The organism is Aeromonas sobria (genome assembly GCF_000820145.1).
Taxonomy (GTDB): domain Bacteria; phylum Pseudomonadota; class Gammaproteobacteria; order Enterobacterales; family Aeromonadaceae; genus Aeromonas; species Aeromonas sobria.
This window is the reverse complement of record NZ_CDBW01000029.1, coordinates 112632-133215: the sequence shown is the minus strand read 5'-3', so window position 1 is coordinate 133215 and position 20584 is coordinate 112632. Positions and strand designations below refer to the sequence as shown.

The window sequence follows — 20584 nt, the reverse complement described above, 5'->3', positions numbered from 1 at the left end:
ACATAATTGGGACAGAGCCTATAAAAAAGGGGGCCTGATGATTCAGGCCCCCTTTTTGTGGATGAATGATCAATCGGTTAGAAATGGATCCCCTTGATCAAGGTAGACACGGCAATCTTATCGGCGGCCGCTTTGGATTTATCCCCATCTTTCGGGTCGGAAAACGTGCGAAAACTGGTGTTCATGATCACCTGGGCAACACGCGGTGCCAGCGCATGGATCACCTGACCGAATACCCCAAGGCGCGTCGCCAATCGAACATGCTTGTTGATGATGGTATCGCACACCAGATCGGCGGCCTCTTCCGGGGTCATCATCGGTACTTGGTCATATTCTTTGGTGGGCGCGACCATCGGCGTTTTCACCAGTGGCATATTGATGATGGAAAAGCTAACCCCTCTGTCGGCAAACTCTGACGCGGCGGTGCGCACCCAAGCATCGAGAGCAGACTTGGAGGCCACATAGGCAGAGAAGCGCGGCGCATTGGTCAACACCCCGATGGAGGAGATGTTGATGATGTGGCCTTTTTTCTTCTCAATCATGGTGGGCAGCACGCCCATGATCACCTTGAGTGCCCCGAAGTAGTTCAGTTGCATGGTGCGCTCCAGATCGTGGAAACGCTCGAACGAGTCTTCAATGGAACGACGAATGGAGCGACCGGCATTGTTGATCAGAATATCGACCCCACCGTGATCCTCGACAATTTGCCTGGTAATCGCCTCCCCCTCGGCCAGATCGGCAAGATCCCCCTGATAGACCTCGATGGCGAGGCCCAACTCGGCAAATTCGGCGCGGGTTTCGGCAATTTTTTGCTCATCGCGGGCAATGGTCACCACGGTCGCTCCCGCCCCTGCCAACTTGCGTGCAGTGGCGCGACCAATCCCCGAGGTGGCACCAGTGACTAATACCACCTTGCCTTCGACCCGCCCGCGCAGGGAGCGGTCGATAAAGAGTTCGGGATCGAGATGACGCTCCCAGTAATCCCACAAACGCCAGGCATAGCTGTGCAGTGGCGGGACCTCAATACCAGAGCCTTTCAATACTCGCTGGGTTTCGCGACTATCGAAACGGGTGGGATAGCTGATGAGGCGGAACATATCTTTGGGCAGCCCCAGATCGGCAATCGCGGCATCGCGGATCCGGCGTATCGGTGCCATGGTCATCAACATGGCGCTCAGATGACGGGGGATGAAGTTAAACAAAGAGGCATTAATGCGAATGGCGGGTTCGGGCGCGTGGGCCGCACGGGCAAAGGTGCTCAGCATGTCGCCGACCCGCATCGGGTTGGGATCCGTCAGGTGAAATGTTTTGCGTTCCTCCCCTTGCTGGTGGGCGATGTAGACCATGGCGTCTACCACGAAGTTGACCGGTACGATATTGATGCGGCCCCCCTCCACCCCGATGGCAGGCATCCAGGGTGGCAACAGACGGCGCAACTTCTGGATGGTTTTAAAGAAGTAATAGGGGCCGTCTATCTTGTCCATCTCGCCAGTATTGGAGTCGCCGACCACAATGCCGGGGCGGTAGATCCGCCAGGGAATGGTGCATTCGTTGCGCACAATCCCTTCTGATTCGTGTTTGGTCTGGAAATAGGGCAGGTCGAGGTGCTCGGCCTCCTCGAACATGTCTTCCCGAAACAGGCCATCGAACAGTCCTGCGGCGGCGATGGAGCTGCAGTGATGGAAGTGCCCGGCGCCCAGGCGGTCGGCAAGTTGTACCGCCTGGCGGGTTCCCTCGATATTGACCTGCTGCTGGATCCCCTCTTTGGCATTGAGATCATAAATGGCAGCCAGATGGAAAAAGTGATCGATACGGCCACTGAGCTGCGCCAGCTGCTCGGTCGATATGCCCAATAGTGGTAGCGTGATGTCACCAAATACCGGGATGGCTCGTTGTTCATCGACTTGCCAGAAGGCAAACAGGTCGGTCAGTTTTTCTTGATGGGATGAACGCATCAAAAAATAGACTTTGTTGTCGAGTGACGCATCCAGTATTTTTTTAATCAATCTGTGGCCTATAAAACCACTACCACCTGTAATGAAATAGTTCATGTCATCGTTCCGCTACTGATTTGGCTATTACTTACCGTTAGATATATCACGATTCATATGGAAATCTGCAATTCAATAACCAGTTCGTGAGCTATCCCTAAGTTCGGTTAATTTACAGTTTCGTTATTAGGTAGAACCCTCTATTTTTTGTCCCTAGACTGAAATTGAAAAATCAGTAATGCCACAACCGGACTGCACGTTGTCGTTGTCGCCATTACGGTTAACCGTCGTTATTCAAGGAGAAGATCATCATGGCTAAAAAACTCAAAGCACTGGCAAGTTCAGTGACCGACAACCAACTCACCTCCACCATCAAGGAGTCCACTCAGCAGATCTGGTTGGCTGGCTTGGGTGCCTATGCCAAAGCGCAGGAAGAGGGTGGCAAAATTTTTGAAGCGCTGGTGCAAGAAGGGGAAGCCTTGCAGGCCAAAACCCGTCAGAGCGCTGACGAGAAAATTGCCGCAGTGACCGACAAAACTGCCGGGACCTGGGGTCGCCTCGAGCAGGTATTCGAAGAGCGCGTAGCGCGTGCGGTTGCCAGCCTCGGCATCCCGACCCGCAAAGATATCGACAAGCTTTCCAAGCGCATGGCGGAATTGACCGAGGTGGTACAGCAGTTGCTGGATGCCGAGGACGATGCGGCCCCTGCCGCGGCCACCGAAGCAAAACCGGCCGCAGCCAAGAAACCTGCCGTCAGAAAGGCACCCGTAAAGAAGGCTCCGGTCGCCCAGGCTAAAGAGGCGGTGGTCGAACAGGCCGCGGATCTGCTCTCTGCCGCCGAGGATGCCGTCAAAGAGGTGAAGGCGAAAGCGGAAAGCGTTCTCCCCTGATCTCTGATCCTGCCAGATGGTGATTGATACCGGCCCATGCCCTTAGCTGGGCCGGTTTTTCCATTTATAGCGAGGTGGCACTATGAGTACGATCGCAATTGCCCTGGCCGGAGGCGGCCCGCTGGGCGGCATCTACGAGATAGGTGCCTGTGCTGCCCTCTCAGACAGCATCAAGGGGTTGCGTCTTGAACATGCTGACATCTACGTGGGGGTCAGTTCGGGGGCCGTAGTGGCGTCGGCACTGGCCAATGGCATTTCAGCCGACAAGCTGGTGCGGATCCTGCTCAGTGATGACTCCGGTGAGATATTCGATCCGGCCACCTTACTGCGACCTGCTTTTGGCGAATATGCCGACCGGCTGAGCTCCATCCCGCCGCTGGCCTGGCAGAGCCTTGGCCATTACCTCTCTGCCCCCTGGAAGCATCGGCTGTTCGAGTCGCTGCAGGGGCTCTCCAAGGCGATCCCGACCGGGTTGTTTGACAACCACGGGGTGGATCGGATCCTGACCCAGTTTTTTTCTCGCCCGGGCCGCAGCAATGATTTTCGCCAGCTAGCTGGCCGTCTGTTCGTCGTCGCCACTGAGCTCAATACCGGCCATGCGGTGGCCTTTGGCAGCCCGGGGCTGGATGATGTGCCCATTTCGGCGGCGGTACAGGCGTCTGCAGCGTTGCCCGGATTGTTTCCCCCTTCCCTGATCAATGGTCGCTACTATGTGGACGGGGCGCTGATCAAGACCCTGCACGCCTCGGTCGCATTGCAGGAGGGGGCAGATCTGGTCTTGTGCATCAATCCATTGGTGCCTTTTGATGCCAGCATGATCCCCGGGGAGCCTACCAATCTGGTCGACAGCGGGCTGCCGGTGGTGCTGGCCCAGACCTTTCGCGCCATGATCCACTCCCGCATGCATGTGGGAATGGATCGTTACCGCCATGAATACCCCGATGCCGATGCGCTGCTGTTTGAGCCCTCGGGTGCCGATAGCGAGATGTTTTTTACCAATGTGTTCAGTTATCGGGATCGCCGCCGTCTCTGTGAGCACGCCTTCCAGCGCACACGCAGTGACCTCTGGGAGCGACGCGAGGGACTGGCCCCCGTGCTGGCCAAGCATGGCCTGGAGCTCAATCTGGCTGCACTGGAAGATAAAGAACGAACCTTGCTGGCCCCCAGCAGCGGTTCGGTCGCCGCGCTGGACAAGTCACTGGAACAGCTGCAACACTGGCTTGCCAAGCGTTATCGCCACGGTGTGCGTCGTTCATTAGTCAAGGAGTAGCATGGATCGCAAGCCCAAACGCCGTACCCGGGAGCGGATCCTGACCACTGCCCTCGCCTGCTTCAATCGACAAGGGGAACCAACCGTTACCACCTCGGCCATTGCCGCCGAGATGGAGATAAGCCAGGGCAATCTCTATTACCACTTTCATAACAAGGAGGAGATCGTCAATGCGCTGTTCGCTGAGTTCGAACAGCAGATGGCTCGCCTGCTGGATGCAGTCAGTACCCCCACCGATGAAGCGGAAGATATCTGGCTCTTCCTGCACCTGATGTTTGAAGCCATCTGGCAGTACCGTTTCTTCTATTACGATATCTCGACTCTGATGAATAGCTACCATCTGGTGGAGCAGCGCTTTTCCGCTCTGCTGCGCCGCAAGGAGCACACGGCTGCGGCCATCTGCCAGCATTTGCAAACGGCCGGGCTGATGGACGGGTCGGCACAACAGATGCGTTCACTGGCGGCCAATGTGGCGCTGGTGGGCACATTCTGGATTTCTTACCAGCGGGCACTGCACCCCAAGGCGGACGCCGATATCGCCCTCGGCGTCTTTCAGGTGATGCAGCTGGTCGCACCCTTTCTGCGGGCAGATGCCCGCGCTCATCTGGGCGCCCTCGCCCACCACTACACCGATAAGGTTTGATTCACATGCTACAGGGAGAACAAGCATGACTACTTCACAACTCGAATTTGTCCCCTTCCCCTACGCGGATGCTGCTTATGACTATGCTGGCCAAAAGCTGGCGGATCACTGGGAGCGCCTCCATCAGGGGGATGCGGAACCCTGGCCTGAGGATGAACAGGTACAGGATGCCTGGCGGGCCTATCACGCCGGGGATTTTGCCCAGGCGGTGGCGTTGGGTGAAGCTGCTGGTGACGAAGGGCTCAACGTGGCAAACAAGGCGCTGGTGATCCATGCCAGTTACCTGCTGGATGACAAGTATGCCAAGCGCGCCGCCTTCGAGCGGGCCGCCAATCACTCCGAGCAGCTGCAAAAGCGCCAGCCCGACAACGCCAACGCCTGGTATTTCCACGCCCTGGCGCTCGGTCGCTACAGTCAGGTGATCTCTATCACCAAAGCGCTGTCACAAGGGATTGGCGACAAGATCAAGAGCAGTCTGGAAAAGGCGCTGGCGCTGGAACCGGATCATGCCGAAGCCCATATCGCCTTCGGTGCCTGGCACGCCGAGATAGTCGACAAACTAGGGGCCATGATTGGCGGCATTACTTATGGTGCCAAAAAAGAGGAGTCAGAGCGCCACTTCAAGGTAGCGCTGGCGTTGATCCCCGATTCTGCCATTGCTCGTATGGAGTACGCCAATGCCCAGGTGATGCTGCACGGCAAGAGTCGCCTGAAAGCCGCTGAGGCGCTCTATGCCGAAGCCGCCGAGTGCCAGCCGGTGGATGCGATGGAGCGCCTCGATGTGGCTGCCGCGTGTGATGAGCTTGAGGATGAGTGATCCCTTGCTCTGCCGCTAAAGAGTGAGGCCAACCTGCAGGTTGGCCTCTTTCGTTATGGCAGGAAATGAATCTGCGGTGGGTCAACCCAGTAGCGCATCGAGCTCGCGCGGGTCACAGTGCAGTGCTGGCTCCATCAACGCCAGTAACAGCAGCTGTTCAAACTCTACTGCAAAACGTGCCACCACCTGGTCGGGGTCCGGCACCAGCTTCTTGTCGGTGATCAGACCCAGCTGTACCGTATGGTCGTAAGAGAGTATGGAGACCCCCACGCCGATATCCCCGGCTTGGGGTACCCAGAACAGCGGTTGGCGCAGCCGCGCGCCGGCCAGATAGAGTGTCTGCTGCGGGCCTGGCACATTGGTGATCACCGAACTGGCTTTGGCCGAGAGCAGCTCGACAGCTTGTTGTTGTACCGCCTTTGGTGCCATCCCCAGCACCTGCAGCAGATTGAGCACAACGATAGGCTGTAGCGAGGTGCGCAGTGCCAACATGCGGTCACGCACGGCATAGAGGCGTTGCAACGGATGTTCAATATCGAGCGGCAGATCCAGGGCCACCAGCCCGAACCGATTGCCAAGGGCGCCATCATCGTCTGGGGCCCGCATATTGACTGGCACCAGCGCCCGGATCTCTACTTTGTCCGCGTCATCCCCCTTCTCCTGCAAGTAGTGGCGAAAAGCACCGGCGGTGGCGGCGATCAACAGATCGTTGACCGAGCAACCCAGCACTTTGCCCACGGCTTTGATGTCTGGCAACGCAATCTGTTCTGACCAGGCCACCCGCTTGGTGCTGGCGGTTTTTCCCCGCAAGCGGCATGGGGAGTCATCGTTGAGGGTGGCAATGTGGCACAGCTCGCTGGCGACATCTCGCCCGATCTTGAGGTAGTCCATGGCCTTGGTGGGATGGGTAACCACATCGACATATCTGGACCAGAGGTTTCCGGTCAACTTCAGACCTGCCCGCACTAACCTGCTGCCCCCGTGTGGCATCTCCTCCTCTTCTTGCGTTGACTCATCCTGCTGCGCTGATGGTTGGGGGCGTGGTGAACCTTGCGGGGTGTTATCCATCATGGTCAGAATGGCCCGAACCAGCGAGAAACCGTCGCCCATGGCATGGTGGATCCGCACCACCAGCGCCTGCCCGCCGAGGGAGGTGTCAGTAAGATGCATGTCCCACAAGGGACGCTGGTGGTTAAGGGGGGTGGAGGCGAGATCGGCCACCAGCTTTTCCAGTTCAAGCTTGCCCGCTTTGCCCGGCAGGATCACCCGTTTGAGATGTTGGTCGAGATCGAAGTCAGGGTCATGGCGCCAGTAGTACGACCCCCCTTCAAGCATGGCGCGTTGCTGAAAGCGAGGTTGTACCGACATGGTATGGCGCAATCCGTCCCGCAGGCGCGGCTCATCCAGTTGGCCTTCGAACATCAAGACGCCAATAATCTGCATCAGATTATTAGGTCTGTCCATGCGTAACCAAGCAGTGTCAACGCAGGAGATAAATTCACTTAGTGGCATGGTTGTTTCCCTACAACATGAATTTAGCGAGGCGGTCAATCACAGATGCCACTCATATCCGGTGAGGGCATTCAGGGAGTGAACATAACAACAGCAACTACCGACTCGAAATATGAAAATAGAATGATCGAAAATAAAATACCCCGTTCATTAACTGCCTATTAAATAACCACGCAAGGCAAGCGAACGGATATATTATCAGGCTGACTTGCCTGCAGATCCGGCTATTTCAGGTGTACCCCTGATGGTTTCACGCACGATGAGGGCAAGGTAGCCGGTTGTTGACATAATCGAGGATCTCCTGCTCCAGCACGCTACGCACCGGTAGCAGCATCAAGCCGAGATGTACTTCCAGTTTCAGGGTCTCATCGTCCAGGGTGAGGGTGCCATGTACCCCTGAGCCACGAAACCGCAATTCGGTCTCCTCTTCATCTGCCCATTCACAATCGAGCTGGTAGCTTTCGCTCATATCCTGAGCGATGGCTTCTGCGGCAAGGCGTGCAGCGGCAAGGCCCAGAGGATGTTGACGGTTGACCTGAATGGTGGAGAGTCCGCTGCTACCAGCGAGTGAGTCATATAGAAACATGGTGAATACTCTGGGCCATAAGATATTTATTGATATTAAACACATGTTCACCACAAGTGAAAGGGGTGTTCCCATAAATGGGACTCACTTAACAGAGTCGACAGGGATGAAGGCCGTCTACGGGGCCAGGCATTTATTCCCTCCCCCTTGCGCGCTACACTTGTGATGGAACGCTCAGCAAAAGCTGCTTGTTTTTCATTCACTTGTATCTTCATACCACCAAATCCCAATCAATGGGCCCAAGGCCAGAGAGCTGTAGATGACGCATCAAGAACATGCCCACGACGACGATAGTACCCTGGGTCGGCTCTATCGCCAGCTCACGCGGGTTGCCGCCTTGCGCGAACAGATGCGTGCCCACCCGGAAGATCAGCAGGATCGGGATCGGCTGCGCCAATGGCAGGCCGACAGGTTGGGGCGTACCCATCGCGATCTGCTGGAGAGTGACCGCTACGGCCCCGCCGCCGCATTTTTCCTGACCGATCTCTATGGCCCCGGCGATTGTGCCCGCCGCGATGCGGACGTGATGCGGGTGATGCCGACTGCCGAGCGGCTGTTGCCGGAGTCCGGCCTCAAGGTGCTGGCGCAGGCGATCGAGCTTGATGCCCTCTCCGAGGAGCTGGATTATCTGATGGTGGTGGCATTGCGCCGCATTGGTGGTATCAATCCGATCAGTGCCGAATACTACGTCATTGCCTATCGTGCCGTGGGCGAGATGGCCCGTCGCGAACAGCAGATCACCCTGGTGAATGAACTTGGCATAACGCTGGACAGGCTGGCGAGAAAACCGCTGCTGGGTGCGACCCTCAAGCTGGTGTCAGGGCCCGCCCATCTGGCGGGGCTTGGCGAGCTGTTCTCCTTTGTCGAGCGGGGTTATCGGGTCTGCCATCAGATGGGGCGTGCCAACGAGTTTCTCGAGACCATCGCCAGTCGTGAGACGGCGATCATGACGGCGCTCTTTAACGGCGATAGCAGTGTGCTGGCGTAGTGTTGCGGTGAGGGATAAACCGCCAGAATAACAAAGCGGGCCGATGGACCCGCTTTTCGTTTATAACTGCTTGCCGGTAGATATCGGTCAGATTACCAGCAGATCCATAAAGGCGTGGACCGGTGTGCTGGCCAGCTGCTTGCCATCCTGGCAGAGGGCGAGAATATCGCGGACCCGTTTGGCCGGGAAGCGGGTGGCCAGATTGTGCTGGAATTTCTCCACCAGCAGCGGGATCCCCTCTTCCCGGCGACGGCGATGGCCGACCGGATACTCCACCTCCACCTTGGCGGTGTGAGTACCGTCCTTGAAGAAGATCTGGATGGCGTTGGCAATGGATCGCTTGTCCGCCTCCAGATATTCACGGCTGTAGCGTTTGTCCTCCTGCACCACCATCTTGTCGCGTAGCCCGTCGATACGGGGATCGGCGGCTACATCGTCCTCGTAATCCTCGGCGATAAGGCGACCGAAGATCAGCGGCACCGCCACCATGTACTGCAGGCAGTGATCCCGATCGGCCGGGTTGTTGAGGGCCCCCACCTTGCTGATGATCCGAATGGCCGACTCATGGGTGGTGAGCTCGATGCGGTCAATCTCGTCGAGCCGCCCCTTCACCTGACCGTGCAGCTTCATGGCGCACTCCACCGCGGTTTGGGCGTGGAACTCGGCGGGATAGGAGATCTTGAACAGCACGTTCTCCATCACATAGCTGCCGTACCCCTGATGCAGAGCAAACTGGTTGCCCTTGAACAGCACGTCGTAGAAGCCCCACTTGGGTGCGCTCAGCACGCCGGGATAGCCCATCTCGCCGCTCATGGTGATAAGGGCGAGGCGCACCGCGCGGGAGGTAGCATCCCCCGCCGCCCAGCTCTTGCGGGAACCCGCATTGGGGGCATGGCGGTAGGTGCGCAGGCTCTGGCCATCGACCCAGGCCTGGGAGACCGCATCGATCACCTGATCGCGGGTTCCCCCCAGCATATGGGTCACCACGGCGGTACTGGCGACCTTGACCACTACCACGTGATCGAGGCCAACCCGATTAAAGGAGTTCTCCAGCGCCAGCACCCCCTGAATTTCATGGGCTTTGACCATGGCCACCAGCACCTCGGCCATGGTGAGCGGCGCCTTGCCCTCGGCCACGCGGGTACGTGACAACCAGTCGGCGGTGGCCAGAATACCGCCCAGATTGTCGGAGGGGTGCCCCCACTCGGCGGCCAGCCAGGTGTCGTTGTAATCGAGCCAGCGGATGATGGCGCCGATATCCCAGGCCGCCTTGACCGGATCGAGACAGAGCTGGGTACCGGGCACCCGGGCACCAAAGGGCACTATGGTGCCCGGTACTATGGGGCCAAGGTGCTTGGTGCACTCGGGGAAGCGCAGAGCCAAGAGGCCGCAGCCTAGCGTGTCCATCAGGCAATAGCGGGCGGTGTCGAGGGCCGCCTCGCTGGTTATGGGGTGGTTGCAGACATAATCGGCAATATCGACCAGCACCTGATCGGGCTCGGGTCTGTGGTTGACGTCGACGTTGGCGGACATCGTGATTTCCTTATCGTTGTTGTAGGGAGACAAAATGACGGGGCGCCGGGCCGATATAATCGGCGCTCGGGCGGATGATCCGGTTGTGTTCGCGCTGCTCCATCACGTGGGCGCACCAGCCGGTGACCCGCGAACAGACGAAGATCGGAGTGAACAGCTTGGTCGGGATCCCCATGTAGTGATAGGCGCTGGCGTGAAAGAAGTCGGCGTTGGGAAAGAGCTCTTTTTCTTCCCACATCACCTTCTCCGCCTCGCAGGAGACGCGATAGAGCCGATCATCCCCCACCGCTTCGGCGAGTTTGGCAGACCACGCCTTGATGATGACGTTGCGCGGATCTGAAGTGCGGTAGATGGCGTGGCCAAAGCCCATCACTTTATCCTTGGCCGCCAGTCTCGCCAGCAGTTCGCGCCTTGCCTGGGCTTCATCCTGCCAGGGCTCGATCATCGCCATGGCCGCCTCGTTGGCGCCGCCGTGCAGCGGGCCGCGCAGGGTACCGATGGCTGCGGTGATGCAGGAGAACATGTCGGATAGGGTCGAGGCGCAGACCCGCGCGGCAAAGGTGGAGGCGTTGAACTCATGCTCGGCGTAGAGGATGAGGGAGACATGCATCACCCGACGCTCCAGCTCGCTTGGCGACTTCTGGTGCAGCAGTGCCAGAAAGTGGCCGCCGATACACTCCTCATCGGTATCGAGAGCGATGCGTACCCCTTCATGGCTGAACTTGTACCAGTAGATCAGGATCCCCGGGAAGGCTGCCAGCAGCCGATCCGCCACCTCATGCTCATGTTCGAAACCATCTTCCGGCTCCAGATCGCCGAGCATGGAACAGCCGGTGCGCAGCACATCCATGGGATGGGCATTGGCGGGGATACGCTCCAATACCTCCAGCAGCGGCAGGGGCAAGGCGCGCAGGCGACGCAGTTCGCGCTTGTAGGCGTCAAGCTGCTGCTCACCGGGCAATTCCCCCTTGAGCAGCAGATAGGCGACCTCCTCAAACTGGGCACTATCGGCCAGCTCCTTGATGTCGTAGCCGCGATAGGTGAGACCGGTGCCACTCTTGCCCACGGTGCAGATGCTGGTCTCCCCCGCACTCTGCCCGCGCAGACCTGCCCCGCCCAACGGTTTTTGCTGTCCCATACGCTGCCTCCTAATCCCTGGATGTGAACAGACGATCCAGTGTCTGCTCGTAGTGGTGATAGCCGAGATAGTCGTAGAGCGACTCCCGGGTCTGCATGGTCTCCACGACGGCCCGTTGATGGCCATCCTGGCGAATATGTTGATAGACGTTGAGGGCGGCCTGATTGGCGGCCCGGTTGGCGCTTAACGGGTAGAGCACCATGTCGACCCCGTGGGCGGCGAGCTGCTCCTTGTCAAACAGCTCGGTTTTGCCAAATTCGGTCATGTTGGCGAGGATAGGTACCCCGACCGCCTGCTTGAACTGGTCGTACTGGGCAAGCTCGGTCACCGCCTCGGCGAAGATCATGTCGGCACCGGCAGCCACATAGGCTGCGGCACGTTCAAGAGCAGAACCTATCCCCTCCACCGCCAGCGCGTCGGTGCGGGCCATGATGACGAAGTGCTGATCCTGACGGGCATCCACCGCCGCCTTGATCCGATCGCACATCTCATCCAGCGACACCACCGCCTTGTTGGGGCGGTGGCCGCAGCGCTTCTGGGCCACCTGATCTTCCATATGGACGGCGGCGACCCCGGCCCGCTCGAACGCGCGAATGGTGCGGGCAATATTGAATGCCCCGCCCCAGCCGGTATCGATATCAACCAGCAGTGGCACGCGGGTCGCCGCGGTGATCCGCTCGGCATCGATCAGCACGTCGTTGAGGGAGGTCATGCCAAGATCCGGCAAGCCGTAGGAGGCGTTGGCCACCCCGGCACCGGAGAGATAGAGAGCTTGAAAACCGCTGCGCTCGGCCATCAGCGCCATATAGGCATTGATGGTGCCGACGATCTGCAGGGGACCTTCGTTGGCAAGGGCGGTGCGAAAGCGCAGGCCTGCCGAGGGGGACAAACTGGACATCATGACTCCTTTCACCTGTCTAGTCTGGCTATCTAATATCACGTTTACGTTAACGTCAATCATACTTTCGTCCCATTCAGGGCGCAGGCAAGACAGCGAAACGGTTTTAGGGTAAATTTCACCGATTCATTCAACAGGTTGAATTGCATGATGGAGCCCAGTTCCGTGATTGTCTGTCCGGCGTGCGACTTGCTGATCCAGCGCAAGGCTCTGCCGCTGCGTCGCCATGCCCACTGTCCACGCTGTCACCAGCATCTTTATGGCCGCTATGCCTTTCGTCCCTCCCAGTTGATGGCATTGACCATCACCGGCTTGCTGTTGCTACCCTCCGCTTTTTTTGAACCACTCATCTATTTGCGATTAGGCGGGGTGAACTCCGATGCTGATCTGCTACGCGGCATCCTGGTGCTGTTTGGCGAGGGAGAATGGTGGGTGGCCGGTCTGGTGCTCTGGTGCGCCGTGCTGGCCCCCGTCGGGCTGCTGGCCGGTATCTTTGCACTGGCATCTGGGCTGGCCAAACGCTGGCAGATCCTGGCGCCGACCTTGAAGCTGGTTGAAGTGTTTCGCCACTGGGCCATGCTGGAGGTCTATATCGTCAGCCTGCTCGTTGCCCTGTTCAAACTGATCGATATAGCGGATGTCCAGCTTGGTGGCGGATTGCTGAGTCTGGGTATTTTGATGTTGCTCAATATGACTCTGCTGATCCTGTTTGACCCGGCGCCCTACTGGGCACGGATCCCCCTCAAGGAGGCAGCAGATGACCAGCGCCCGTGAGATGGGGCTGTGCCGCTGCCACGACTGCGGCTTACTGGTTCGTTATCAAACCGGTGCCCGCTGCCCCCGTTGCAACAACAAGCTGCAGGTGCGCATTCCCCGCTCCCTCGCCTGGTCGTGGGGCTTGCTGGCGCTCGCCACCTTTATGCTGCTACCGGCCAACCTGCTGCCCATTACCCACTTTTACAACAAAGGGTTGCTGCAGTCAGATACCATTTTCAGCGGTATCATGATGCTCTATCACAGCAAAATGAGCGGGATTGCCACCATAGTCCTCACCGCCAGCATATTGGTGCCGGTGGGCAAGATATTGGGGCTGGGCTGGATCTGCTGGCAGTTGCAGCGGGCCAAACCGGTGCGACGCAAGCGCCAGCTTTTGATGTATCGGGTGATCGACTTTATCGGCCGCTGGTCGATGCTGGACTTGTTCGTGATTTCACTGATGGTGGCGCTGGTCGATCGCGGTGTCATGCTGAGTGTCCGGGCTGGCCCCGGTGCCACTGCCTTTGCCGGTGTGGTGGTGCTGACCATGATGTCAGCCCGCATGCTCGATCCCCGTTTACTGTGGGATAAGGCGGCCCGTTGATGAGTTCTCTGTTTCTGTATTATGTGCTGTTTAATCCAGCCAATAAGGAGTCGGTATGATCGGGGCTGAACCCGTCATTGAAAAGCGCCGCTGGTTATCGCCAGTCTGGTTGCTCCCCCTGATAGCCCTGCTGCTGGCGGGGGGCTTTCTCTATCAGCAGGTGTTGAGTCGTGGCCAACTTATTCAGGTCAACTTCGCCCAGGGTAACGGTATTTTACCGGGCAAAACCCAGATCCGTTATCAGGGGGTGGCCATCGGCGTGGTGCAAGAGATGGATCTTGCTGAAGATGGTCGCAAGATTGCGGTGATGGCCAAAATAGACAGCCGGGCTCGGCCACTGATCCGCAAAGGGTCAGCCTTCTGGCTGGTGAGCCCCAAAGCATCGCTGACCGAGATCTCCGGACTCGATACCCTGGTCTCCGGCAACTATATCAATCTGCAACCCGGGCGAGACAACAATCCGTTGGAGGAGACTTTCGATGCACTGGAGGGGCCTCCCCCCGGCTATCAGGCTCAGGGGCGGATGCTGCACCTGACCGCTGACTCGTTGGGCTCGGTGGGGATCGGCGCTAAGCTCTACTTCCGTGGCATCGAAGTGGGCAGTGTCATCAATACCCGCCTTGGCCAGGACAACCAGAATGTCATTCTGGATCTGGTGATCGAGCCTCGTTTTGAACATCTGATCAAAGCAGATACCCGCTTCTGGAACATCAGCGGCTTCAAGGGCTCGTTCAGTCTGGCCGGGGTGAACGTGGAAGCAGGTAGCCTCACCTCCATCCTGAGCGGCGGCATCGCTTTTGACTCGCCCAAAGCCTCACCAGAGCCAGAGAAGGGTCAAATGTTTACCCTCTACAAAGGGCTGGCGGAAGCGGCGCGTGGTGAGCGCATCAATATCCTGGTTGGTGATCTCCCTATCAAGGAGGGAATGCCCATCCTTTATGAAGGGATCGAGATTGGCCGCATTGACCCCATTGGTCTGACCGACAAGGGGCGCGTGGTGACGGCGCTGATCAACCCTGAGCAGGCTTACCGCATTACCGACCAAAGCCAGCTGGTGTGGGAGAGCGTCTCCCTCTCCCCGACCGGTGTGCAACATGCAGATCGCCTGCTCTCCGGCCCTGCCATTCGCCTCGACTATGTAGCGGGCAAACCGGCGCACAAGATGACCCTGACCGATCGCGCTCCCCAGAGCGGCTCCAAGGTGACGCTGCAAGCCGAGGATCTGGCCGGGCTAAATTTGGATGCACCGGTCTGGTACAAGGGGTTGGAGGTGGGCCGGATCAGCCAGCTGATGCTGGATGCGCGCGGTAATGCCAGTGTCGAACTGGTGATGACGCCGAACTATGGCCATCTGCTCAACCGAGCCCGTTTTTATCGCGCTGCACCGCTGCAGATAGATGCCGATCTGAGCGGCATCAAAGTGGAAACCAGCCCAGCCAGTGCCTGGCTGGGTGGCGGGATCAAGCTGGTACAAGCCAGTAGTGGCGAGCGGATCAATCGGCTCTACCCGAATCAGGAGCTGGCACTGCTTGGGACTCGTGATGCCAAACCACAGCGCTGGTTGCTGAATGCAGATCAGGCTGATGGCATCGGTATCGGCTCCCCCGTGCTTTATCTGGGATTGGAAGCGGGCAAGGTCAAACAGCTGCGCGCCGCGAAAGAAGGGGTCGAGATTGAGCTGGAAATTGACGGGGTGTACGCCCCCCTCCTCGCTCGGCAGCCGCAATTTTGGAAGAAAGCAGCCATCGACACCCGGGTAGGGGTTGACGGCGTCAAGGTCAAAGTCGGTAATCTGGCCACCTTGCTGCGCGGTGCCATTGAGTTTGACCGGCTGGGTACCGGCCGTAGCAGCCATCAGCTGTTTGACAATAAAGAGCAGGCCAGAGCCAAGGTACGCCCCCTCTCTCTGGTGGCAGAGAGCAACCCGGGCCTCGGAGTTGGCAGCCCGATCCGTTATCGGGGGGTCGATATCGGCAAGATTGAGCAGATTGAGCTGGAGCCGTCATTGGGTCAAGTGATCTTCAAGGCAGAGCTTGATGGCCACTACGCCGAGCGTTTCCTGCAATCCGGTGCCCGCTTTACGCTGGTGCAAGCCAAGCTGGGGCTGGGCGGTGTTGCTCACCTCGATACCCTGATCAAGGGGGCTTTTGTCGAAGCCCAACCTGGTAAGGGGGCAGGCAAAGATCGCTTCCCCTTGAGTCAGAGTGGTCCGGTCGGGTTGGCCTTGACCCTCAAGAGCCCTTCGGTCAACGGTCTTAGCGTTGGTAGCCCGCTGCTGTTTCGCAAACTGGTGGTGGGCAGTGTCACCAAGGTGGCGTTGGCACGGGATGGCAGCGAGGTGCTGATTGAGGTGAGCGTGGAGCAGGAGTATGCCCATCTGGTGCGTGCCAACTCACGGTTCTGGAACGTCTCCGGAGTGAAGGCGGATATTGGCCTGACCGGCGGCACCATCGAAGTGGAGACGGTGCAGAGCCTGCTGGCGGGCGGCATCGCCTTCAATACCCCGGAGAAAGAGATGGGGCCGACCGTCAAGACAGGCCACAGCTATCCACTCTACGGCAAAGCCGAGAAAGCGTGGCTGGAGTGGAGCCCGCGCATCCTGCCCTGATCTTCTTCCTCAATCACCGTTGATTGCTACAAACGCCCGGCCCGCATGCCGGGCGTTTTATTTCATCTGGTCTATTTAACTAGGGTCACCATTAAGAGAATGGCTTGGCGTGTGGTAGGATATCGACCCTCTTTTTCGGTCAACGAGACGGCGCCGTGCACGACAACACCTACCTTCCCGATCACTTTTTACACCACATTGCGGCCATCATGCCGGCTCATCTGTCTATGGATGATTTTGTGGCCAGTTGTCGGCGACCGCTGCGGCGCAGCATTCGGGTCAATACCCTCAAGATCACTGTGTGTGACTTTTTGGCACAAATGCAGCCACAGGGTTGGCAGTTTGATCCCGTGCCCTGGTGTGACACCGGCTTTTGGCTCACCCGCAGCGATGAAACGGTTCCCCTCGGCAACACCGCCGAGCATCTGAGCGGCCTCTTCTATATCCAGGAAGCGAGCTCCATGTTGCCGGTGACGGCGCTATTTGCCAGCGACAAGATCAAAGCGGACGGCATGTTGCTGGATGCCGCTGCCGCTCCCGGCTCCAAGACCACCCAGATCGCTGCGCTGATGAACAATCAGGGAATGCTGGTTGCCAACGAGTTTTCCAGCAGCAGATTGAAAGTGCTCAGTGCCAATATCCAGCGCTGCGGTGTGACCAATGTGGGCATGACTCACTTTGATGCCAAGGTGTTTGGCCAGTGGCTGCCGGAAACCTTCGACGCCATCCTGCTCGATGCCCCCTGCTCCGGCGAAGGGACGGTACGTAAAGATGAAGATGCCCTGCGCAACTGGAGCATCGAGAGCATCGACGAGATTGCTGCGGTGCAACAAGGGTTGCTGGAGAGCGCCTTTCATGCCTTGAAACCGGGCGGCGTGCTGGTCTATTCCACCTGTACCTTGAGTGAGCAGGAGAATCAGGCGGTCTGCCAATCTCTGCTGGACAAGTTCGGTGATGCCCTGATGTTTGACTCACTGGCGGACCTGTTCCCCCATGCGGAGCAGGCTTGTACAGCGGAAGGATACCTGCACGTTTGGTCCCAGATCTTCGACAGTGAGGGTTTTTTCGTCGCCAGATTACGCAAGCAGCACTCGGTGCCCAATACCATGTTCAAACCGGGCAAGCTGGGAAAATTCCCCTTCTCACCGCTACCGGCCAAAGAGGCTGACCCCATGTTGCAAGAGATTGCCGCCACTTTTGGAGTGGTGCCGCAGGGGCAATTGTTTGGTCGCAATGACGAGATTTGGCTCTTTCCCCATCTGTTTGAACAGGTACAGGGCAAGCTGCGTTTCGATCGCATCGGTATCAAGTTGGCCGAGACCTTCAAGAAAGGTTATCGACTCACCCATCAATGGGCACTGGCTTATGGTGATAAAGCCAGTCAAGGATTTGTCGAGCTCGACAGTGCCAATGCCCGTGAATTTATGATGGGACGAGATGTCTGGCCTGAGCAGGCAGCTGGCGCTGGTGAGGTGATCGTCCGTTATCAGGGGCATACCCTGGGCATGGGGAAATGGGTTGGCAGTCGGGTCAAGAATGCCCTCCCCCGGGAACTGGTGCGAGACAACAATCTCTTTGGTGCGTAAGCAGCGGAACGAGTCTGGAATAGCCACACTCAGGCTGAACTTCTTTTCGGATCTTGAAAAGCCTTGAGCCTTGTCTAAGCTTAAGGCAATCCGAACACCAGTTAGCGCACGGCTCTGCAAGGAGCCAATTCCCCTATGCCAGGTACAAGGAATTCGTACCTGGCTCTTTTTATCTCTTATCGTCCCGCCAACTCTTCATCACTAGGCTTTTACAACCGTCTCTTCCACCAGGCTGGTGACAGTGTTTTCAAGCGGTGATCCCCTGCCCAACTCATGTTGATAAAGCAGATCGATCGCTTGTTCTATCAGTGATGCCTGACTGTCTTCGAGGTGAAGACCCAGATCAGCCAATCGCTCGGCGTGGCGATTGCTGATCCAGCATTGCAATCGGGTATGGGTCTCCTGTTTGCGTTTTACATGCAGGCGCTGCCGCTCGGCATTGTTTTGGGGAACCGCCTCTTGCTCTTCATTCACTGTCATTTCTTGGCTCATATGTCCTTGCGATGTTTCATTTTCGAATTTGTTATCTCTCATCACATGCCATTATCCATTGGAAGATGACCCTTCTACCTTGGACTGTTGGCTTCGCGACAAATATATCATCAGATCAACAAGATATCATTTAACATAAAAAATGCAGTGACGCACTTATATCAAAGCAAGCCATCGAGCGCGTGATCAGAGAATTTATGGGCATCATCGAAGTACTCCTGCAGAGTCCGCATATCCTTGTGGCGAGTGACTTCAATGATCTTGTTCATCGGTTTGCCAGCTGTGACTGCCGAGGTGATAAATCCGCGCCGCAAGCTGTGGCCGCTGACGTAGAGATCATCGATGGCCTGACCGGTTCGCCGTTTGATCATCAGGTTTATCCCTTGTGGCCCCAGGGGATCTGGCATGAGTTGCCCCCAGCGGTTCATTCTCCGAAACAGCGGCCCCTCGCTGATCCGGCTTTTGCGCAGCCAGTGCTGCAGTGCCGACACCGGGCAATGATGCTTGCCCGGGATCAGCGCAATTTCGGTTTCATGGAGTTGATGCTTGCTCGGTTTGAGGCGAAGGCGGATCCCCTGCCCTACAAAATCGAGATCGCTCACTTCAATTCTGGCCGCTTCCGAGCGGCGCAAGGCGCCACTGAACATCAAGAGCAGCAGGGTGTGATCGCGAAGGCCGGCCAGATCATTGGTGTCGATACCATCCAATACCCGAGTTAATGGTTGCAGCGTTAATGCACCTGTCTTGCGCTTACGGTTATCTCCCAGTCGCACTATACCGCGCATCATCTCCTTGATTTCGGGATGCTCGGTGGGCATTGGGTTAATGCCTTTTTGTTTGAAGGCGTAGCGGATCCCCGCCAGCCGTCTTACCAGGGTTGCCGGTTTTCGAGGCTCGCCGTTACGTAGCTCCCCTTTCCCCTCCTCTTTATCGAGCCATATCCAGTCGGCCAATACCCCATCTGCCTGATCCGCCAGAAAGTTCATAATGTCGTGATGGGTCGTTTGCAGCGGATCCAGCCCGTGCAATTGGCACCAAAAGACAAAAATACGGGTATCGGCCTGATAAGCATTGAGGGTTGAATCGGCTTTTGAACTGCGCAAAAAGCGACGAGCCCGACTATTTAGCTGGGCATCGAAGACGGTTTGCAGTGACTGATGAGCCGGATTGGATAAGCTTGGATATACCACGGAACACTATGATTCATATGAAGTTTGAGAGGATCTTACAGGATCCTTCCCACACATCAAGTATCGATAATGAATATTATCGATACTTGATGTGACTTGATTTAATACCCTTAACCACCATAGAACCTATTGAACATGGCGATGTTAATAGCAGCTGTTTGGCATGAATTTAGACTAAGTGGACACAACAGTAAGTAAGAGATAACGAGGCATTGTGTTGATATTGACGGGGGTAATCAGCTTGATATTTGAAATGTAAGAGGCCCCGAACAACGGAGCCTTTGGGTTATTTTTTCGCCAGCTTGAACAGTTCAAAGAAATTACGGCTGGTCTCTTCTGCCAATTCAGCGAGCGGTATATGACGCAGGTCGGCAATAAACTGGGCAACGTCTCGTACAAAGGCAGGTTCATTCTCCCTCCCCCGATGGGGTACCGGTGCAAGATAGGGCGAGTCGGTCTCGACCAGCAATCTGTCGAGGGGCAGAGCCTTGACCACTTCTTGCAGTACAGACGCATTTTTGAAGGTGGCGATCCCGGAGATGGAGATATAAAACCCCATCGCCATCGCCGCTTGCGCCATCTCGAGAGATTCGGTGAAACAGTGCAGCACACCACCAACCAGATCCGCTCCCTCTTCACGCATGATCTGCAAGGTATCTTGCTGGGCATCGCGAGTGTGGATGATCAGCGGCTTGTTCAGTGCGCGGGCAACCCGGATATGCTCGCGGAAAGAGGCTTGCTGCACCTCTTTATTCTCGGGGGAGTAGAAGTAGTCGAGCCCGGTCTCGCCAATGGCGATCACTCGTTCGTCCGTCGCCTGGGTCAGCAGCAAGGCAGCATCCACCCCGGGTTCCTGATTGAGCGGGTGCACCCCACAAGAGGCAAATACCTGGGGATACGGGGCGATCGCCTCGAGCATGGTCGGGAACTGGGTCTGAGTCACACTGACACAGAGAAAATATCCCACATCCAGTTTCGCGGCCTTGGCCAGTACATCGGCCATGCTGGTCTGCTTGCTGCCATAGCTGAGGCGATCTAGATGACAGTGGGAATCAACGAGTAACATATAAAACCTTTATTCT

The 20584-nt window shown here is 57.4% G+C and carries 18 protein-coding genes; 9 read left to right on the top strand and 9 right to left on the bottom strand.

Annotation, left to right across the window (positions count from 1 at the left end):
• Window positions 1-77: 77 nt before the first annotated feature.
• Entirely contained in the window at window positions 78-2051 is a 1974-nt protein-coding gene (locus tag BN1135_RS13685) for an SDR family oxidoreductase (RefSeq protein WP_042021953.1), read from the bottom strand.
• Window positions 2052-2302: 251 nt separating this feature from the next.
• Here BN1135_RS13685 and BN1135_RS13680 point away from each other — a divergent pair, with 251 nt between their 5' ends.
• The 4 genes from BN1135_RS13680 (at window position 2303) to BN1135_RS13665 (ending at window position 5611) form a co-directional block, all read left to right on the top strand.
• Entirely contained in the window at window positions 2303-2881 is a 579-nt protein-coding gene (locus BN1135_RS13680; RefSeq protein ID WP_042021952.1) for a phasin family protein, read from the top strand.
• Window positions 2882-2963: 82 nt separating this feature from the next.
• A complete protein-coding gene (locus BN1135_RS13675; RefSeq protein WP_042021950.1) occupies window positions 2964-4151 on the top strand; it encodes a patatin-like phospholipase family protein in 1188 nt (395 codons plus the stop codon).
• A 1-nt stretch (window position 4152) separates the two neighbouring features.
• The gene (locus BN1135_RS13670; RefSeq protein WP_042021948.1) at window positions 4153-4794 is read left to right on the top strand and encodes a TetR/AcrR family transcriptional regulator; all 642 of its coding nucleotides are present in this window, start codon (window positions 4153-4155) and stop codon (window positions 4792-4794) included.
• Window positions 4795-4819: 25 nt separating this feature from the next.
• Window positions 4820-5611 (top strand): tetratricopeptide repeat protein, encoded by a 792-nt coding sequence (locus BN1135_RS13665; protein ID WP_042021947.1) that lies wholly within the window; start codon window positions 4820-4822, stop codon window positions 5609-5611.
• An 81-nt stretch (window positions 5612-5692) separates the two neighbouring features.
• Here BN1135_RS13665 and BN1135_RS13660 read toward each other — a convergent pair whose 3' ends face one another.
• Both BN1135_RS13660 and BN1135_RS13655 read right to left on the bottom strand, forming a co-directional pair.
• A complete protein-coding gene (locus BN1135_RS13660) occupies window positions 5693-7123 on the bottom strand; it encodes a wax ester/triacylglycerol synthase family O-acyltransferase (RefSeq protein WP_042021945.1) in 1431 nt (476 codons plus the stop codon).
• 250 nt (window positions 7124-7373) lie between these two features.
• Complete coding sequence (locus BN1135_RS13655) at window positions 7374-7709, bottom strand: polyhydroxyalkanoic acid system family protein (RefSeq protein WP_042021943.1); 336 nt, start codon at window positions 7707-7709, stop codon at window positions 7374-7376.
• 259 nt (window positions 7710-7968) lie between these two features.
• On the opposite strand from BN1135_RS13655, the gene BN1135_RS13650 reads away from it, so the two are divergent.
• Window positions 7969-8697, top strand: coding sequence for a DUF8198 family protein (locus tag BN1135_RS13650; protein WP_042021940.1), 729 nt, complete (start codon window positions 7969-7971; stop codon window positions 8695-8697).
• Between the two features lie 87 nt (window positions 8698-8784).
• Here the strand turns inward: BN1135_RS13650 and BN1135_RS13645 are convergent, their stop codons facing one another.
• The 3 genes from BN1135_RS13645 to prpB are packed head-to-tail and all read right to left on the bottom strand — an operon-like array spanning window position 8785 to window position 12266.
• Complete coding sequence (locus BN1135_RS13645; protein ID WP_042021937.1) at window positions 8785-10230, bottom strand: bifunctional 2-methylcitrate dehydratase/aconitate hydratase; 1446 nt, start codon at window positions 10228-10230, stop codon at window positions 8785-8787.
• 10 nt (window positions 10231-10240) lie between these two features.
• Window positions 10241-11368: a bifunctional 2-methylcitrate synthase/citrate synthase gene (gene prpC, locus BN1135_RS13640; RefSeq protein WP_042021936.1), complete on the bottom strand. Its 1128-nt coding sequence runs from the start codon at window positions 11366-11368 to the stop codon at window positions 10241-10243.
• Between the two features lie 10 nt (window positions 11369-11378).
• On the bottom strand, window positions 11379-12266 hold the full coding sequence (prpB, locus tag BN1135_RS13635; protein WP_042021935.1) for a methylisocitrate lyase: 888 nt from the start codon (window positions 12264-12266) through the stop codon (window positions 11379-11381).
• 147 nt (window positions 12267-12413) lie between these two features.
• Here prpB and BN1135_RS13630 point away from each other — a divergent pair, with 147 nt between their 5' ends.
• The 4 genes from BN1135_RS13630 (at window position 12414) to rsmF (ending at window position 17820) form a co-directional block, all read left to right on the top strand.
• Window positions 12414-13040: a paraquat-inducible protein A gene (locus BN1135_RS13630; RefSeq protein ID WP_042021933.1), complete on the top strand. Its 627-nt coding sequence runs from the start codon at window positions 12414-12416 to the stop codon at window positions 13038-13040.
• Window positions 13024-13626: a paraquat-inducible protein A gene (locus BN1135_RS13625; RefSeq protein ID WP_042021932.1), complete on the top strand. Its 603-nt coding sequence runs from the start codon at window positions 13024-13026 to the stop codon at window positions 13624-13626. The genes BN1135_RS13630 and BN1135_RS13625 overlap by 17 nt, the downstream gene beginning before the upstream one ends.
• Window positions 13627-13681: 55 nt before the next feature.
• Window positions 13682-16234 carry an MlaD family protein gene (locus tag BN1135_RS13620; RefSeq protein ID WP_042021930.1) on the top strand — a complete coding sequence of 851 codons (2553 nt, stop codon included), beginning with the start codon at window positions 13682-13684 and terminating at the stop codon, window positions 16232-16234.
• A gap of 155 nt (window positions 16235-16389) precedes the next feature.
• Window positions 16390-17820 (top strand): 16S rRNA (cytosine(1407)-C(5))-methyltransferase RsmF, encoded by a 1431-nt coding sequence (rsmF, locus tag BN1135_RS13615; RefSeq protein ID WP_042021928.1) that lies wholly within the window; start codon window positions 16390-16392, stop codon window positions 17818-17820.
• A 201-nt stretch (window positions 17821-18021) separates the two neighbouring features.
• Here rsmF and BN1135_RS13610 read toward each other — a convergent pair whose 3' ends face one another.
• The 3 genes from BN1135_RS13610 to BN1135_RS13600 form a co-directional block, all read right to left on the bottom strand.
• Window positions 18022-18312, bottom strand: a complete 291-nt coding sequence (locus tag BN1135_RS13610) for a RepB family protein (RefSeq protein WP_042021926.1) — start codon at window positions 18310-18312, stop codon at window positions 18022-18024.
• A 161-nt stretch (window positions 18313-18473) separates the two neighbouring features.
• Window positions 18474-19502 (bottom strand): site-specific integrase, encoded by a 1029-nt coding sequence (locus BN1135_RS13605; protein ID WP_139245204.1) that lies wholly within the window; start codon window positions 19500-19502, stop codon window positions 18474-18476.
• Between the two features lie 286 nt (window positions 19503-19788).
• Window positions 19789-20568 carry a TatD family hydrolase gene (locus tag BN1135_RS13600; RefSeq protein WP_042021925.1) on the bottom strand — a complete coding sequence of 260 codons (780 nt, stop codon included), beginning with the start codon at window positions 20566-20568 and terminating at the stop codon, window positions 19789-19791.
• Between the last annotated feature and the right edge of the window lie 16 nt (window positions 20569-20584).